Below are 17,775 nucleotides of genomic sequence, written 5' to 3' on the forward strand. Positions count from 1 at the left end.
TCACTTGAAGAAACTCATTTTAACCGAGGAAGCAGTAGGAAAGTTAGAGCGCGAGCTCGACTTGCTGATTGGAAAGCGAAAAGAAATTTCTGAAGAAATCAAAAAAGCCCGCGGCTTCGGCGATCTTTCAGAGAATGCGGAATACCATGCCGCACGGGAAGCGCAGTCTTTAAACGAGACAGAAATTTTAAAGGTAAAAGAAATGCTTGAAAGCTACGAGCTGGAGGATGTCAGTGATTACACTGAGGATCAGGTCAGGCTTGGGTCAGAAGTCGAGGTTCTTTACATCGAAAGTGGCGACCAGGATGACTTTACGCTCGTCACAAAAATTGAAGCAGATCCCTTTGAAGGGAAAATCTCGAATGAATCCCCCATTGGCTCAGCGATCATAGGACGCAAAGCTGGGGATGTCGTGAATATTTTCACGCCTGGAGGCAGTGTCTCCTTGAAGGTTGTATCCGTCAAGAACTAAAACAAAAAAGGGAAGCGTATGTCTATGGTCAGTTGAAACTGACTGTTTGACACCGACTTCCCTTTTTTTATTTTTGGTTTTAATAAATTGCGCGTTCAGCTTACATGGAGGGCTCCAAAATCTCGTCCCCTGAGACAAATCTTGTCACAATGTCACGGTCATCCCCTATATAGAGGAATCTCTGAAGCCTTTCTTCGAGTGTTCTTCCCTCAGTGACGCCGAGCCGGTGATCATCAATCACCAAGGCGTCAAACTCATATCCAGGCTCAAAGCTGCCAACTTTGCCAAAGTAGGCGCCGCCGCCTTTGGTGCCCAGATAGAACGCTTCTGACGTGGTGAGTGGGGCCAAGGTTCTGTCTGAATTCAGCCAGGCAATTTTGGATGCCTGGATCGCCGTGCTCATGACACTGGCAATGGACACTTTATGCCCAGCCCCTACATCCGTTCCCAAGCCCACCTTAACGCCGGCATTCAAGAACTGCCTCACGGGCATAATACCACTGGCAAGATTATAGTTGGCATTTGGACAATGGGCCGCAAAGACACCAAGCGCTGCCATTTTAGCGATCTCCGCCTCCGTGTTGAAGACGCAGTGCGCCAGAACGGTCCGATCTCCCAATAAGCCATGATCTTCATAAACGGAAGTATAGTCCGCGCTTTCAGGATGAAGCTCTTTGACCCATTCGACCTCTGCCTGATTTTCCGAGATATGAGTTTGAACCGGAACATCATAGGCTTCAGCCAGATCCCCCAGTGCCCGCATCAGCTCTGAAGTGCAGGTAGGCACAAACCGCGGCGTAATCAGAGGTTTGACTCGAGGGTATTTGTCTTTGGTCGACTCGAGCCATGCACGGGTCGCCTCTATGGAGGCCTCCGTGTTTTCTACCAGGAAGTCCGGACAGTTCCGGTCCATATTGACCTTGCCTACATAAGCGCCCAGTCCAGCTCTGTCAAAAATTGACATGAGCAGCTCGGTGCTTTCTTTATGCACGCTGCTGAACAGGACGACCCGAGTGGTGCCCTGACGCCAAATCTCTCTGGCCACTCGTGTAAAAACCGATTCGGCATATTCCATATCTGAGTATTTGGCTTCCTCAGGGAAGGTGTAATCCTCAAGCCATGGGAGCAGCTCTTTGTCAAGACCAAGACCCAGATTTGGAAACTGAGGCGCATGGAAATGAAGGTCGACAAAGCCCGGAACGATCAAGCGATCTCCCATATTGAAGATTTCCAGACCCTCCCTGTTTTCCGGCAGTGCCTCAAGCACCTCCAAAATTTTGCCTTCGTCCACAATCACGACGCCATTTTCATGAATTTCAAACCGATCCGGTTGTTTGGTAAAAAGGATGTGTCCTTGATAAGCTATCGCCATTTCACAACGCTCCTTAACCTTCGTTTAGTTACACGAACATTGTAACAGAAAGTTGCAAAGAGCTCAAAATTTTCTGCGGTTTTCCACATATTGTTTTGTTACTTATCTACAAATTACGGTTGTTGCCCTTTCATCATCTGTTCAACGCGCTTCGTGCCAGCCTCCATGGCGTTGATAATGGCTGCCCTGAATTTGTCATTTTCAAGGCTCTTTAGCGCTACAATGGTGGTGCCCCCTGGCGAAGTTACCAGGTCCTTCAACTCACCAGGATGCTTGCCGGTATCAAGTACCATGCGGGCTGAACCCTCCACCGTCAGGGCGGCCATCTTATACGCCAGATCCCTTGGGAGGCCTTGCATGACGCCGCCATCCGCCATAGCTTCTATCAGCACATAAATATAGGCTGGCGCAGAAGCACTGATTGCAGGTACAACATACATCAGTTTTTCTTCAATCTCCACGACTTCACCTACACAGTTAAAGAGCTCCCGGGCGAAAGTCTTCTCTTCTTCGCTGAGGCCTTCACCATAGGACACCGCCGTCAGGCCTTTGTTGACCAGTGCCGGTGTATTTGGCATTGTAATGACCGCTTTGACCTCTGGGTCAATCCAGCGCTTGAGGTGCTCGGTACCTATGCCCGCCGCAATGGAGATGATCACCGTTTCCTTGGAAATCGAGTCCCTTACCTCTGCAAGCATGGCTGCGTATTGATAAGGTTTGATAGCAAGCAACAGATAATCTGCTTCGTAAACGCACTCATAGGGATTATCCGGCAAATCCAGGCCTGGATACTGCTCTCCCAGAGCTTTTCTTCTGTCAGGATTTCTGTCATAGACTGAAAATTCGGAGGGCGTAAGCTTCCCCGCTTTAAGCACGCTCTGAAGCAAAATCTTACCCATGTTGCCGCATCCAATCATTGCAAGTTTCATATATGGCGAGACACCAATCTGCATGTAAGCCGCTGCGCTGTAGTGAAACCGCATTGGAATCCATCTCCCTTGACTTTGGTCAAGGGTATCCGTGTCCCTTCCTCCCTTCTGTCCTTCAGATAAAAATACTTTAAAATGCCATTAAAAATGCCTTTTGAAAGAACCATGACTATTTTTTGTAAGCATGTCACAATCCTGTATATTAGAGCTTGTCCGCCTCAAGCAATGCGTACGCGCGTACTGGCGATCCATCCGCGTCCTCCAGCTTCAGAGGCATTGCACTGAAAATAAACTGCTCCGGCAGCTGCTCAAGACCACGTAAATTTTCAATCAAAACCATGTCATTTGAAAGCAGTTCAAGATGAACGGCAAAATCCTCAGAATCCATAGGATCAATGGAAATGGCATCCACACCAATCCCTTTTAGAGAGAGGCCCGTGAGCCACGCCGCAGCTTCAAGACTCAGTGCAGGAAACGCCCCAAAGTACTTTTCTGTCCCCCAATACTGATCCCAGCCCGTCCAGAGTACTAAGAACTCAGCACCAGAGTCTGTCAGAGGTTCAAGGTGTATTTTTTCAATCCTCTTGAGGCCTCTTGCGTCAATTTTGACCGCTGGCCCAAAAAACGCCTCAATCCCAACTTGGTCAAGGGTCCAACCTTTATTGATCATATGTGCCGGCGCATCCATATGCGTGCCAGTATGTGAATACATATGAAGCTTTTTCTCCCGGAAGCCATCTCTTTCCAGCGTATTTGCCGCCTCGAGGACCGGGGGTTCTGTTCCGGGAAACACGGGCATATTCTCTTTGATTAAATGCGTCAGATCAATAATTTTCATGAGCATCCCCCTAAATCTGCTATATAAGAGCAACTATAAAGCCAGCGGATGACAAACATAAAATGTCACCCCTGCAGCATCAGCGGCTTCTGTCAAAAGTATACATACACATTATTTTTCATAATATCACTTTCGACGCCCCTTGAGAATGCTTAAATGAAAAAAGCCACACCATTTCCAAAGTGAAGTGGTGTGGCCAGGCGCTTTTCTTGACCGGCTAAACAGTATATTTAATTATTGTAGTAAAGACTTTCAGATGGATACTCCGGATCACAAGTTAAATCAATCCCAATTTTTCTGAAAGTCTGCTCATCATTCATGCTGAGAATAGTCGTCGAATGAGCTTGGCAGCCTTTAAGCATAGAGATTTTGTCAAGGGCAACTTGGGCCGTTGGGTTTGTCGCCGCGGAAATACTCAGGGCGATCAGGATTTCTTCGCAGTCGAGCAAAGTGTTGCGGCTGCCGAGCTTGTTTGCTTTTAAGTCGACAATGGGCTCAAGAATCACTGGGGAAATAAGGTGAATTTCATCTGAAATGTTCGCCAAATGCTTGATCCCGTTGAGCAGTGCTGCCGCGGATCCATCCATAAGTGTGGAAGTTCTTCCGGTGACAATGACGCCATCCGGCAGCTCAAGCGCGACCACTGGTGAAAGCTCGTTCTTGTTGGACTGCTTTCTGAGCTTGGCGGAGTACGCTCGAGCAGGCATAACGACCTTGCGGTCTTCCTCTTTGAGGTTGAGCTCCTCCATGATCAGCTTCACCCGGTCAGACACATCTTTCTCGACAAAGCCTTTTTTGTATTCGTTGCTCGTTTTGAAATATCTGCGGATAATTTCCTGGCGGGAGGCTTCCTTGACCACTTCATCATCAATGATCCCAAAGCCTACGCGATTGACGCCCATATCCGTAGGAGACTTGTAGACCGCGGCTTCGCCAGTGATCTTTTCTATGATTCTCCTAAGCACCGGAAACATTTCAATGTCCCTGTTGTAGTTGACCGTGACCTCGTTATACGCATCAAAATGGAAGGAGTCAATCATATTGACATCTTTCAGGTCCGCCGTAGCTGCTTCATAGGCAATGTTGACAGGATGCTTCAGCGGCACGTTCCAGATTGGGAAGGTTTCGTATTTGGAATAGCCGGCTGCGCGGCCAAGCTTGTGCTCGTGATAAAGCTGATTCAGGCAGGTCGCCAGTTTCCCGCTGCCAGGTCCCGGCCCAGTGACCAGTACAATGGGCTTGGTAGTGACAATGTATGGGTTCTTCCCATAGCCCTCGTCGCTGACAATGGCGTCTACATCCGTAGGATAGCCTTTAGTGGCAAAGTGCTTGTAAACCTTAATGCCGCGCCGCTCCAGGCGGTTAATGAAAACGGTGGTGGCCGGCTGATTGTCATAGCGGGTAATGACGACGCTGTTCACATCAAGTTCATACGTTCGGAGGTCGTCGATCAGTCTCAGGACGTCCATGTCGTAGGTGATGCCAAAATCGCCGCGAATTTTATTGCGCTCAATGTCTCCGGAATAGACGCAGATGACGACCTCGATCTTATCTCTGAGGTGGTGCATAAGTTTGACTTTCGCATTTTCGTCGAAGCCAGGCAGGACACGTTTGGCGTGAAAGTCACCCAGGAGCTTGCCCCCAAATTCCAGATACAGCTTGTCGTAATTGTTGACCCGCTCCAGAATATACTTCGATTGTTCTTCGATGTACTTGTTGTGATCGAACCCGATTTTCAAGACAAAACCCTCCCATTTTCCGTTTGCCGTGCTGTTGACGCTTTCATCAAAGCATTATTATCACACAGCGCCTGCGTAATGTAAAGGGGCTTGTCAGCTTTAAGAGCACTGTCACGAATTATTTTTGTCCATACAATGTACCCTGCTGATGATCGGTTCGCCGTGAATTACAGGAAGCGGGTCTCGTTCAACAGCGTCAGAAAAACTTCTGAATAACGCCCTTTATATGTCTTGACCCCCAAGTCTTCAAAACATGCCTGAAGGGCATCCAGTGTCACGGCGAGCTTTTCAGCCGCCAGATTCTCACCCATATGGCCAATCCGGAAAATTTTATTTTCTAAGAAATTAAAGCCGCCACCAATCAGGACACCATGATTTTCCTTCATTTTACTGAAAAGGGTCTTGAAATCGATTCCAACTGGCAAGAGTACCGACGTCACAGTATTGGATTCGTGATCCAGCGCGTACAATTCAAAGCCTGTTTTCCTGAACGTCTCTCGCACAGCCGCCGCATAGACTCTATGCTGTTCAATTGAAGCGCGAGGTTCAAGGCGATCCACCGCCATGTCGAACGCCATCAGCATCTGAACCGGCTGGGTATATGGAAACGACTTTCTTTCGTAAAAATCCAGCCAAATTGACAAATTCGCGTAATAGGATGCAACTTTTGTCTTTCTGTCTTTGATGGCCTTGACGGCCCGCTCACTAAGCGTGACTGTACTGAGTCCAGCAGGCGCGGAAAGGACTTTCTGCGAGCCGCTGAGCACAACGTCCAGCCCCCAGGCGTCCACTTCAAGGCGCTCACCGCCAAAAGAAGATACCGCGTCCACAATGGAGAGAATGCCGTGCCGGTTCAGAATTTTCCCAACGGCCTCAAGGTCATTCGTTATCCCTGAAGGGGTTTCGCACTGGACAACCGTAGCCACTTTAAACGGGCCATTTTCGGCTATGAAAGCCTCCAGTTTGTCTGGATCAAGACCTCGCCTCAAATCGCCTTCATAAAGCACGGACGCCCCTCCATACATCGTTGAAAAGTCGTCAAACCCCCTTCCAAAGATGCCGTTTGAAATGGTCAGAACCCGGTCTCCAGGTTCAATCAGAGACGCGCATGCCGCTTCCAGGCCCAGGATGCCTTCGCCAGCCAAAATAATGGTTGGCCCTGATGCATTCATTTTTACCGAAATCCTATGGCACAAACCTTTATAAACCTCCAGGAAATCCAGGTCCAAATCAGGATTTGTTTCAAATTGCGATAGCGCGCCAAGGACTTCAGGATGCAGCTGAGTTGGTCCAGGCGTCATAATCAAATATGGCTTTTCTTTAAAGGTCATACCCCTCACCTTCCCCTATTTCATGAATTTTATAGCATTACTCTTAAGCATACCGGAAAAAGGTATCGCGACAACGGCTCCAAGGGCGAGCTGAGTCAAGTTTCCGGGAATCGAAGTCACTGGCGCGATCCAGTTGCCGTACAAAATCCCCTCTGTAGCGTAATAACCAGCCAGCATCCATAGGCCGCCCAAAACGACCGCGGCAGGCGCTTTCCACCATGCCCGCTCAAAGCCCTCTGAAAAACGGCCAATCAGATAGCCCATAACCCCTCTCACAACAAAGGTGAACGGCGCCCAGGCCACCCAGCCTGAAACCAAGTCGAACAGCCCCATGCCAAAAGCGCCTGCCATAGCACCTTTTCGTTTCCCAAAGACAAGGGCCACCGTAAACAGCGCCACGTTGCCCATATGGATCAACCCGCCGTTCATTGACACGGGAAGCCGGATCTGGATCAGGTAAGTGCTTACGAAGACCAGGGCGATCAAGAGGCCATTCAAAGTGACCTCTCTGGCAACAGATCTGGGCTTTTCAGCTGCCACCTGAGTCATTGATCTGCTGTTCTCTTCAACTGTGCCTACTGCTGCTTCTGTTTTTGCCGATGGTCTCTTTACATTCAATTCTGTCATTTCAGCCACCTCTTTAATTTAGTCTTGAATTCATTATACATACTTGTAAAGCACAATCCAGGTGTTTTTAGATACAATTTCACTTTTCACAATAGTGTATGCATACAATTTCAACTGTTTCTCCCCTTTTTGAATAAAAAAAAGAAGCCTGGCGCTTTCCCAAAAGAAAAAGTGCCAGGCTCCAACCAACTTTATTCCAGATCTCCCACAACCGCTTCAACAGCGTTGACCAAAGCCCCGCTATGAATAAGCGTTGACGCCTGATCCATATCCGGGTAGATGATCCGGTCGCTTTCCATAAAGGTCACCGCCCCCCTCAACGTATTGTAAGCCATACGACTGCCTTTACCGAGCAGTCCCTTATCTTTAAAATCCACTGCCTGAGCCGCGCAGAGCCACTCAATGCCCAGAACATACTCCACGTGTCCAAGGATTTCCCTGGCTTTTCTCGCTGCTATGGTCCCCATGCTGACATGGTCCTCCTGGTTGGCAGACGTAGGGATGGAGTCCACACTGGCCGGATGCGCCAGGATTTTATTCTCTGAGACGACTGCCGCTGCCGCGTATTGCGGCACCATGAAGCCGCAGTTCAAGCCGCCATTTTTAACCAGGAATGCCGGAAGTCCACTCAAGGTCGGATTGACCAGTCTTTCAATGCGTCGTTCAGAAACGTTTCCGAGCTCCGCCACGGCAATGCCCAGCGTATCCATAGCGATCGCCACAGGCTGACCGTGGAAGTTGCCGCCTGAAATAACGGCCATTTCTCCATCAGGGAAGATCAGCGGATTATCAGTCGCTGCATTGATTTCGTTTTCAATGACCTCCCGCACATACTCATAAGCCGGTCTGCTGGCGCCATGAATTTGAGGCACGCAGCGAAGGGTATACCCATCCTGCATGCGCTGCTCGCCCTGAGCCGTCGTCAGCTGGCTGCCCTCCGAGAGCCTCAGGAGGTTTCGCGCGACAGCCTCCTGCCACCTCTGGTTGCGGGCTTTATGCACCCGCGGATCAAACGCGTCCCGGATGCCTTCGAGGGCTTCGACAGTAAGCGTTGCCACAATGTCCGCGGTTTTGAGGAGATTGAGCGCATCGTAAACCGTGAGGACGGAAACCCCCATCATGGCACAAGTGCCATTGATGAGTGCCAGGCCCTCCTTGGCTTTTAAGACGACCGGCTCAATACCCGCTTTCGCCATAGCCTCAGCCCCCGGCATTACTACGCCATTATATTCCGCTTCACCCTCGCCCATCATGACCAGAACCAAATGCGCCAAAGGACAGAGGTCGCCACTGGAGCCCACAGAGCCCTTTTCCCTGATGATAGGATGGACGCGTTTATTCACCATTTCAACCAAAGTCTCTACTGTGGACAGCCTAATACCCGAAAATCCCTTGGCTAACGCGTTGGCCCGCAGGACCATAATGGCCCGCACAATTTCTGTATCAAACGGCCGCCCAATCCCAACAGCATCCGCGTAAATCAGGTTTCGCTGAAGCTCGTCAAGCTGATCTGCCGTTATGGCAATATCACTGAATTTACCAAAGCCAGTATTGAGCCCATATATGGCCTTACCCTCGGCAATAAACTTCTCAACACATTCACGGGATTTGACAATTCTGGACTTAGCTTCGTCTTCCAGCGCAGCCAGCTTCCCAAAACGCGCGATCTCGACAACATCCTCTATGCTGACGGTGTTGCCATCCAGTAAAATATATTCTGACATACTCATTCCTGCCTTTCCCATTTGACGTTCACCTAAGCGAACTGCTCATCCAACGAATTAATAAAGCTGCTCCATGTTGAAGCTGTAGCACCTGAGATAAAATTTCATCATATCCTCAAGAGCCATGACCGGCACCGGTCCTACAAGCTCGGTATCCGCAATGAGAATGCCTCTGCTCTCTGTTTCAGATTTAATAGTTTCGAAGACCCTGTGGATAGGCGTCTTTTGATATTGCGTCAAGTTCATGGAAATCTGAACCATCTTCTTGTCCGGGATCTCAAGGGCAATAGCCCGGACGTTCTGGTACCCACCCGTGGCAGCCCGGACCGCTTTGACAATCTGCTTGCCCGCCGCCAAATCATCCGTCCTGAGGTTAACGTTGAAGGCTACCAGCGGAAATCTCACGCCAGTGACCGTCGCCCCGCTCTTTGGCACAAACTCAAATGGCCCTTCATCCGGACGCCACTCTTCTTGCTTCATCTTCTCCGCAAAAGACTCATACTCTCCCCTGCGGATGTCCACAAGGCTCTTGCGCTCCGGCTTCGTCGCAGCTTCTTCATAGTAGTACACTGGCACACCAAGGCTTCCAAGAAACGCGCCAAAAGCCCGGGCGACTTCGAGAGCTTCTTCCTGGGTCACATCCCGCGCAGGAATAAAAGGCACGACGTCCACCGCGCCCATCCTTGGATGCGCGCCACTGTGATGCGTCATATCAATCAGCTCCACCGCCTTCTTTGCCAGCCGCTTCGTTCCTTCAAGCACCTCTTCCGGTTCACCGCTGTAGGTAAACACCGTTCTGTTGTGATCTTTATCCGAGTTGACTTCAAGGAGGCGCAGCACCGCGCCCTCCATAAGCGCGGCCCTCATGACCTCAATATTCTCCAGATTTCTGCCTTCGCTGACATTAACCTCTGCTAACAATACTTTCACGTTTCAACCCTCCAAGCAGGCTTTATAGTTTACTGTTCAACTGAATGATGTAGCCTTTTAAAAGCTCAATCTTTTCCGCGTCCTTGATCAGCGGCATATTCGCCTCCATGTTCATTATACAGCCTTTGACGCCAATTTCAGAAAGGTGCAGACCTATGAGAAGATCCGAGCCCGCGGCAGGATTGGACACATTTTTGATCTTCCTGCCCAGCTCGAGGACTTCCATGGCGCGCCTTGCATTTTCGTAAGGGGTCAGCGCCGCCTGAACCGCCGCGTCATTGATCGCTTTGGCGCGGGCCTGTTTTTCCTCATCACTTTCCTTTGGCAGGCCAAAGGCCGCCTTGATCATGGCAAAGGCCGCCATGTCGTCGAGAGAGCCCTGCATGAGTTCAGGCGCCAGCACGTCACAGCGCGCTGCGACTTCCTCGTGGGCCGCCGCGCTCAAGCCGTAGTCTTTTTTTGTGGACAGCCTGGCCACCATACCTATTAATCCGGCCGCCATGGCCGCCGAGACAGCGGATGCCGATCCCCCGCCCACCGTGACATCCCGGGAATCGAGGATCAGCTCCAAAGCTTTATAAGAATATTTAGGATTCTGAGTCATCTTCATATCACCTTTCTGGGGTCAGACGGCCAAAGACAATCTGCCCGTTTTTAATCACCGTCTCCACGAGGCTCGCCCCCTGACGGTAAATGATATTTTCATAGCGCGGCGTGTCCCAGATCTGAAGGTCTGCGCGCTTATTTACCTCAATGCTTCCCCGGTCCTCCTGCAGCCCAAGTGCCACTGCCCCGCCGATGGTCGCGGCACGAACCGCCTCACCCGGCGTCATGCCATGTCGTCTGCAGGCCAGCACCAGAACAAAAGCCATGGACTCCACATAATTCCCAGGATTAAGGTTCGTCGCGAGGGCCAGGGTCATCCCCGCCTTCAGCATAAGCCCCGGCTGCGTCAGTACCGGATGGTTCACGTTGAAGTCCGTACCGGGGAGCAGCACCCCTGGAATGCCCGCCGTCGCCATTTTTTCCATGATCGCGTAAGACGTGTAATTCAAGTGATCCGCGGAGAGCATGCCCATTTCGACCGCAAGCTCAGACCCCCCAATCAGCGAGTAGGCATCCGTGTGGATCTTGGGCTTCATACCAAAGTCCAGCGCCCTGCTCAGGATCTTTTCTGACTCCGCTGCCGTGTAATAGCCGTCGTCGCACCAGACATCACAGGCGGTGGCGAGGCCCGAACGTCCAATTTCAGGAATCATCTCCATCAGGAGGAGGTCCATATAGTCTTCTTTTTTCATGTTTGGCGGCCAGCCGTGGGCCCCCAGGAAGGTAGCGTGCAGGTCAAGAGGCAGCTTTTTTCTCAAATTTTCTATAACGCGCAGCTGCTTCAGCTCGTGCTCTGTCGTAAAGCCATAGCCGCTCTTGATTTCCACTGTCGTAATGCCGGAGGCCATGAGATTCTCGAGGCGCTTGCCGGCGCTTTCAGTAAGTGCTTCCTCCGAAGCTTCCCTGGTCATGGCCATAGAGGCTGCCAGGCCTGTTGGAATGCCCCGCCGCACCAGCGCCTCCATATCTCCTCTGGGAAGCTTAGCCACATATTCATCCATTCTGGAACCGCCAAAGACGAGGTGCGTATGACAGTCCACAAAGCCAGGAGCCAGAACTTTTCCGCTAAGATCATGTTCTTCAGCATTGCTGCAGTCAAAGCCGCCATTTTTTTTGAAGGCTTCCAGGGCGTCCCTGTCCCCACCTACACCGACAATACGGTCCCCCGCCAGGACTGCCCAGCCATTGGTCAGAACTTCGAGTTGGCAGGGGTCTGTTCCGGCACAGGTCAGCAGCTGAGAGGCGTTTTTCAGGATTAAGTCAGCCTTTTTGGGTGCCTTGCTGTCATTGTTCACTTCACACACTCCTTCACAAGTAAACCGGCGATGCGTCGCACATCGCCGGTCGTGGTCAATGAACCGCTGAATTTGGTTCAACTTCTATAAAAATTATATTTAAGCCTATCTTGGCGGCATGCCAGTTGGGCCAAAGGTCACTTTGTCCGCAGGCTCCCACCAGAGCGGCACTTTGATGCTGTCAGTCGTCAGCTTGCCTTTGCCGTTGGCGACATCTTTCGCCGTCTCATAGCCTGCCTGAGCATGGCGGATAACACCAATGCCGGAGTCAACCGTCAGGGACGCCTCGAGGCGAAGGTCTGCTTCTTCTGTACCGTCCGCAATCATGGTGACGCCTGTGTGAACCGCTTCACCCATGGAGTAGTTCGCCTGGATTGCAATGAGGTCACAGCCCGCAGAAGCGTTGAGGAGGCCGTTGAGGTAAGGCCAGTCGGAGATCAGGTCACCGCCGTCCTTCATATCCTCAGATTCAAAGGTAGGGTTCACTATGGAGCCGCTGTCGAGGTTATCGCGGGAGAACGCTACAGGACCCTTGATTTCGCCCTTCTTGATCAGGTCGTTGACCGCAAGGCCAAAGCGTTTACGCTGACCAAAGCCCATATAGCAGATTCTTGCTGGAAGCGCCTCAATAGGGAGATGCTTTCTGGCCAGCTTGATCCAGCGCTCGACAAGTGGGTCGCCTGCGCAGATTTCGAGGGCAAGGTCGTCGAGTCTCGCAAGGTCAGAGGCTTCGCCGGAGATGCAAGTCCAGCGGAAAGGTCCGCGGCCTTCGCAGAAGAGCGGTCTGATGTACGCTGCGACAAAGCCAGGGATTTGCTTCGCTTCTTCTTTTGGCATGCCGGCATCCATACACTCTTTACGGATGCTTGTGCCATATTCGAAGACTTCAGCGCCCTTCCTGGAGAACGCGATCATAGCGCGCAGCTGACGGATCATAGTGTCCTGGGCATCTTTAAGATAAGCTTTTCTGTCACGGGCACGGTACTCGTCTGCCTGCTCGCCAGTGTAGCCGGATGGAATGTAGGAAATTGGGTCATGGCATGGGCACATTTCACTGACAATGTCAGGCTGGAAGCCTTTTTCGTACGCTTCCCAATAGACGTCCGCAGCGTTGCCTACAATACCGATAGAAACAGGCTTCTTGGCCGCTGCATGCTCTTCCGCAATTTTTCTCGCTTCATCAAAGGAATGGACAAACATGTCCAGATAGTTCTTTTCAATTCTGCGCTGGAGGACGCGCTCGTCCGCGTCGACAATAATCGCGACGCCGCCGTGCATCTTCATGGCCCAGCTTTGGTTGCCGCCCATGCCGCCTGCGCCGGCAGTCAAGTAAATCTTGCCGCTGAGGTCATTGTCAAAGCGCTTGATGGCTATTGCGGACAAGGTTTCAAACGTGCCCTGGATAACGCCTTGTGTGCCAATGTATTCCCAAGGTGCCGCCGTATATTGGGCGAACATGGTGAGGTTTTTATCCTGCAGGTCATAGAAGACTTCCCAGGTTGCCTTCATGATGTTTGTAGTCGCCATGACGACGCGTGGGGCAAGCTTGTGGGTTTTGAAGATCGCCACCGGCATACCGGACTGGATGACGAGGGTTTCGTTGTCCTCAAGCTCTTTCAGTGACTTGACAATAGCGTGGTAGGATTCCCAGTTTCTCGCGCACTTGCCGTTTCCGCCGTAAATGACGAGAAGCTCAGGAATCTCAGCATTCTCCATATTGTTCTCAAGCATTCTGAGAATGGTTTCCTGTTTCCAGCCTTTACAACGAAGTGTGTCGCCGCGCTGCGCCTTGACCGAGTATAAAATCTCTGCATTTGCCACTTGAATGTCCTCCTTATAATTTGAAAAGTTTTTTGACCTATGCCGTTTATATAAGCAAAAGGTATGCCAAGTTTGATCAGGTGTTTCTATTTTTCTGAACATGTTGCAACTACTGTCTTTTAGAAATTCACTTAAAATTTCTTTAAACTGCATTTCTTATTTTTGTATAAAAACTGTACACTTTTAAGGTAATAACGTTCATTTTGAATGTAAAATATTTTACACCAAAGTATAGTTTTTATACATTGTCGTTAACAATCGTTGCGCTGCCGTCTTAACTGAGCAAGGAAATTCAGATTTGTCGCCAGAGCATCTCCCCTTTTATTGATTTTATTGTTGTTTGACTTGCCAATGTATAAAGCAAGGAGCGTGCCAATTATGGGAACCATCGGCAAAAAATCACTGTAAGCCTTGAAAATGCACAATATTTTTCTGGTGCTTCAGTTTCGCTCACAATTTATCAAAAACAAAAAACAGCGAGGTGTATAATTTTCATACACATCGCTGTCATCAGACGTTGGAATCGGGATGCAAAATATTTTACAATCTGTATAAATTCTATACAGAAGCTTACGAGGTGGGTTTTTCAATTCCCAGGCGCTTCATTTTATAAAGCAGGCTTTGCCGGATAATGCCCAGCTCCCTGGAGGTCGAGGAGATATTGTAGCTGTTGCGGCAGAGGGCGTCCAGGATAATTTCCCGTTCGAAGCTGTCCACCCGGTCGTTGAGGGGCTCTTTCCTTTGGGGCTTTGGCCGCTCGCTGTCTGTCCCCAGGTTCAGGGAGGCTTTCAGATACGCGGGGAGGTGAGTGCCTTCAAGGACGCGGGTTTGGTCATCATTGTGGACCATCAGGTTTTCTATGACGTGCTCAAGCTCCCGGATATTGCCTGGCCAGCCGTAGTTTTCGAAGGCGCGTTCCAGGGTTTCGGAAAGCTGTTCGACATGGGTGTTCAGCATGTGATTGTATTTCTGGATGAAAAAGCGGGTCAGGCACCGGATATCCTCGGGCCGCTGCCTGAGAGGTAAAATATAAAGGCTGAGGCCGCCAATTCTGTAATAGAGATCCTGGCGGAGCTTGCCTTCGCCAATCAGCTTGAGGGGATCCTCGTTCATGGCGCAGACGACCCGGCATTTCACTGGTACGAACTCGGAGCCGCCCACCCGGTTGACCTTGCGCTCCTGAAGAACTCTTAAGAGCTTGGTCTGCATGGACACAGGCATGGAATTCAACTCATCCAGGAACAGGGTCCCGCCACGGGCGTCCTCGAAGAGACCGCTTCGGTCCAGTGCCCCGGTGTAGGCGCCTTTCACGGTGCCAAAGAGGATGCCCTCCAGGAGATTTTCCGGGATGGCGGCGCAGTTGATGCCTATGAAGGGCTCCTTGTGCTTTTTCCCGTGGTTGTGAATGCTCTGGGCGTAGACCTCCTTGCCCGTGCCGGTTTCCCCTACAATGAGAATGTTATTGTCCAGCCAGGCGATCTTCTGGGCTTCTTTGATGAGCTGCCGGGTCGCCTCGCTGTCGCCTATGATGTTGGAGAAGCTGTAGCGGGTACCGTTGCCCGGGTCCTCCACCGGCTCCTGCATTTCAGGATCCAGGCTGAGGAAGCGTCGCTTGAGCTCAATGGCTTCCTCAAGGAGGGAGTGAAGCTTGGTTTCGTTCTTGCTGATGGAAAAGACGCCTACCGCCTCACCGTTTTTAATGATGGGATAGGTGCTGTAAGAGACGTATTTTGGGATGCCGTTGTTGATGGCGTGGGCTTCGTAGCGGTTTTCCACCGCTTTTCCGCTGGTCAGGACCTGACGGTGCTCAGACTCGTTTTCAGGATCATAGCCGTAGGCCTCCCACAGGGGTTTGCCTATGATTTCGGTGCCCCGCAATTCCTCGAGCCTCTCCTGTGCCTGGTTGTAGATGATGAGCCGGCCCTGTGCGTCGCTCATGACGACACCATCGGAAATTGACTCTATGATTTTTTGAAGCGCAAAGAGCAGCATCTCTGGATCTGCCTTGGCATAAACAGCCATGTGCGCAGGACCTCCTTTCTATCTGGGATCTTCTATTCTGCCGTATTTTAAAACCTTTTCGTGGAAGGTGACGGACAGGGATGTTTCGATTTCCTTCAGGAAGGATTCCTCCTGAGCTGTAGCCAGGACGATGGCGTAGCCTTCGCCGGTATAGCGGGCGGTTCGGCCCACACGGTGGACGTACTCCTCGACTTTCTTTGGCACGTCGGCGCTGACGACGACGTTGAGGCCGGCAATGTCCAGGCCCCTGGCCGCCAGGTCGGAAGCAATGAGCACCTGATACCGGCCGGAGCGGAAGCCCTCCATGGCATCCTTGCGGTCCTGCCGCTCGGAGGCGCCAAAAATGGCTTTGGCGCTGACCTTGTGATGGCGCAGATATTTCTCCATATTCTGGATATGCTCGTTCTTATTGAGAAAGACCAGAATTTTTTCCGTATTCAGGGCGTGGGCAATTTTTCTGACCGCGTCCGGCTTGTCCCGGAGGTCACACTGAACGTAGAGGTGGGTGATATTTGGGTTGACCAGGTTGCTTTCGAGACGGATGACCTGGGGCGTCTTCATGATTTCTGTCAGGATGGTTTCCGCCTGAGGGGTGATGGAAGCGGAGAACGCCATGAGCTGGCGGTCGCGAAGTGTCGTTTTGATAACGGCGCGGCAGTCCGCAAGCTTCGTGTCATCCATGAGCTTATCCGCCTCGTCCAGCACTATGGTCTTGACCTCGTGCATCTTGAGCTTTTTCATGGCGATGAGCTCCGTCATCCGGCCCGGGGATCCCACGACGATCTGCGGCTTGCTTTTAAGGGCCTCCACCTGGCGCTTCAGGCTGGTTTCGCCTATCAGTACCTGGCACTGGACCGCCACACCAGCGTTTTGGGCCAGCTTCTTGACCTCATTGCCAATCTGGACACTGAGCTCATGGGTGGGGCTGATGACGACCGCTTGCAGGGCTTTCGAGCTTGGGTCAATGCTTTCGAAAACAGGCAGCAGATACGCCAGAGTTTTTCCGGAGCCTGTCACGGATTGGGCGATCACATCCTGACGCGCGAGGGCATATGGGATAACCGCCTCCTGAACTTCCGTAGGGGTGGCTATACTGGCTTTGGAGAGGCCCGCGATCAGGGCTTCTGAAATACCGAGTTCTTTGAATGTTTTCATGATGGATCCTCCTGCTGAGTGTATAAAGATTATACACACTTTAACACAGCTGGCGTTTGAAAGCTACTTGAAATTTGGTTGGGGACAGGGACTGACCGGAATTCTGGTTGGGGACTGGGCCGCGTCAGAGTTCTGGTCGGGGACAGGGACATACCACACTTCGACTTGGGACTGGACTGTGCGGTTGGGGACTGGGCCCGACCAAACCCCCACCCGGAATGGAACCATAGCGCACCCCACTTCGTCTAAAGAATGTACTCTCAACAACGATCAGATTCAACCGGAGGTGAAGGTTATGCTCAAGAAAAAGCTTTACAATTTAACGGCTGTGGCGGTCATTGTAATCCTGACAGCCCTGTTGTTCAACGGATGCGCGTCACAAACGATCCAGCCTTCTGAGACCATAAATGGCTTTGTGCCACTTGCTGAAGTCCCAGCGGACTACCCATTCGAAGAAGCCACCCAGCGCGGCGACGTGGTCAACCTGCACGGCGAGCTGAGCAACATGGAAGCTTATGAAAAATTTAAGGGCACCATAGAAAAAAGCGAGCCCACCTTCATGCGCTTCGTCGCCTACACCATTGAAGGCGATCCCATCCTCATGGATGTCAATTTTGACGGCACTTTGTTCCAAGTCACTCATGACGTCAGCCGCGACGCCTTTGCAGGCGGCATTGACAAAGTCATGAGCTATACCTATGAAGGCTTTGAGCTGCTGGAAGACGGCCGGATCAGACTCCACAGCGCCGCTGCCACGCAGCCTATCCCCGGCACAGAAGCACCGCAGGAGGTGGTCCTCCCTTTAGGGATGTAGGGGACATTCAACAGGCTTATTAGTTAACGCCGTTTGTATTTGTCACCTGACGCCAGGAAACGGGTAAATAACAATTGAGATTAATTTCAGGCATCTAATT

Annotated in this window: 15 protein-coding genes; 2 read left to right on the forward strand and 13 right to left on the reverse strand. The window is 51.2% G+C overall.

The features are described 5' to 3' along the window. Positions 1 to 4: 4 nt before the first annotated feature. Entirely contained in the window at positions 5 to 472 is a 468-nt protein-coding gene (gene greA / locus BLP63_RS03500) for a transcription elongation factor GreA (protein ID WP_092589486.1), read from the forward strand. 100 nt (positions 473 to 572) lie between these two features. Here the strand turns inward: greA and guaD are convergent, their stop codons facing one another. The 13 genes from guaD to BLP63_RS03565 form a co-directional block, all read right to left on the reverse strand. Further along, the gene (guaD, locus tag BLP63_RS03505; RefSeq protein WP_092589487.1) at positions 573 to 1,844 is read right to left on the reverse strand and encodes a guanine deaminase; all 1,272 of its coding nucleotides are present in this window, start codon (positions 1,842 to 1,844) and stop codon (positions 573 to 575) included. 113 nt (positions 1,845 to 1,957) lie between these two features. Then, entirely contained in the window at positions 1,958 to 2,827 is an 870-nt protein-coding gene (gene proC / locus BLP63_RS03510; RefSeq protein ID WP_092589488.1) for a pyrroline-5-carboxylate reductase, read from the reverse strand. 148 nt (positions 2,828 to 2,975) lie between these two features. Further along, positions 2,976 to 3,611: a cyclase family protein gene (locus tag BLP63_RS03515; protein ID WP_092589489.1), complete on the reverse strand. Its 636-nt coding sequence runs from the start codon at positions 3,609 to 3,611 to the stop codon at positions 2,976 to 2,978. Between the two features lie 230 nt (positions 3,612 to 3,841). Further along, complete coding sequence (locus tag BLP63_RS03520; protein ID WP_092589490.1) at positions 3,842 to 5,350, reverse strand: DUF1846 domain-containing protein; 1,509 nt, start codon at positions 5,348 to 5,350, stop codon at positions 3,842 to 3,844. A gap of 167 nt (positions 5,351 to 5,517) precedes the next feature. After that, on the reverse strand, positions 5,518 to 6,681 hold the full coding sequence (locus BLP63_RS03525; protein WP_092589491.1) for a pyridoxal-phosphate-dependent aminotransferase family protein: 1,164 nt from the start codon (positions 6,679 to 6,681) through the stop codon (positions 5,518 to 5,520). A gap of 15 nt (positions 6,682 to 6,696) precedes the next feature. Beyond that, positions 6,697 to 7,308: an ECF transporter S component gene (locus BLP63_RS03530; RefSeq protein WP_330387080.1), complete on the reverse strand. Its 612-nt coding sequence runs from the start codon at positions 7,306 to 7,308 to the stop codon at positions 6,697 to 6,699. Between the two features lie 191 nt (positions 7,309 to 7,499). Beyond that, entirely contained in the window at positions 7,500 to 9,032 is a 1,533-nt protein-coding gene (gene hutH, locus BLP63_RS03535) for a histidine ammonia-lyase (protein WP_092589569.1), read from the reverse strand. Between the two features lie 57 nt (positions 9,033 to 9,089). After that, positions 9,090 to 9,962 (reverse strand): glutamate formimidoyltransferase, encoded by an 873-nt coding sequence (gene ftcD, locus BLP63_RS03540; protein WP_092589492.1) that lies wholly within the window; start codon positions 9,960 to 9,962, stop codon positions 9,090 to 9,092. Between the two features lie 22 nt (positions 9,963 to 9,984). Further along, positions 9,985 to 10,566 (reverse strand): cyclodeaminase/cyclohydrolase family protein, encoded by a 582-nt coding sequence (locus tag BLP63_RS03545; protein WP_092589493.1) that lies wholly within the window; start codon positions 10,564 to 10,566, stop codon positions 9,985 to 9,987. A 7-nt stretch (positions 10,567 to 10,573) separates the two neighbouring features. Further along, on the reverse strand, positions 10,574 to 11,863 hold the full coding sequence (gene hutI / locus BLP63_RS03550; RefSeq protein WP_092589494.1) for an imidazolonepropionase: 1,290 nt from the start codon (positions 11,861 to 11,863) through the stop codon (positions 10,574 to 10,576). Positions 11,864 to 11,968: 105 nt separating this feature from the next. Beyond that, positions 11,969 to 13,684: a urocanate hydratase gene (locus tag BLP63_RS03555; RefSeq protein WP_242870770.1), complete on the reverse strand. Its 1,716-nt coding sequence runs from the start codon at positions 13,682 to 13,684 to the stop codon at positions 11,969 to 11,971. A 570-nt stretch (positions 13,685 to 14,254) separates the two neighbouring features. Then, positions 14,255 to 15,706 (reverse strand): sigma-54 interaction domain-containing protein, encoded by a 1,452-nt coding sequence (locus tag BLP63_RS03560; RefSeq protein ID WP_092589496.1) that lies wholly within the window; start codon positions 15,704 to 15,706, stop codon positions 14,255 to 14,257. A gap of 18 nt (positions 15,707 to 15,724) precedes the next feature. Next, positions 15,725 to 16,861: a DEAD/DEAH box helicase gene (locus BLP63_RS03565; RefSeq protein WP_092589497.1), complete on the reverse strand. Its 1,137-nt coding sequence runs from the start codon at positions 16,859 to 16,861 to the stop codon at positions 15,725 to 15,727. A 295-nt stretch (positions 16,862 to 17,156) separates the two neighbouring features. On the opposite strand from BLP63_RS03565, the gene BLP63_RS16790 reads away from it, so the two are divergent. Next, positions 17,157 to 17,675 carry a DUF4362 domain-containing protein gene (locus BLP63_RS16790; RefSeq protein ID WP_170829266.1) on the forward strand — a complete coding sequence of 173 codons (519 nt, stop codon included), beginning with the start codon at positions 17,157 to 17,159 and terminating at the stop codon, positions 17,673 to 17,675. The last annotated feature ends 100 nt before the right edge of the window (positions 17,676 to 17,775 follow it).

The organism is Acidaminobacter hydrogenoformans DSM 2784 (genome assembly GCF_900103005.1).
GTDB classification, from domain to species: domain Bacteria; phylum Bacillota; class Clostridia; order Peptostreptococcales; family Acidaminobacteraceae; genus Acidaminobacter; species Acidaminobacter hydrogenoformans.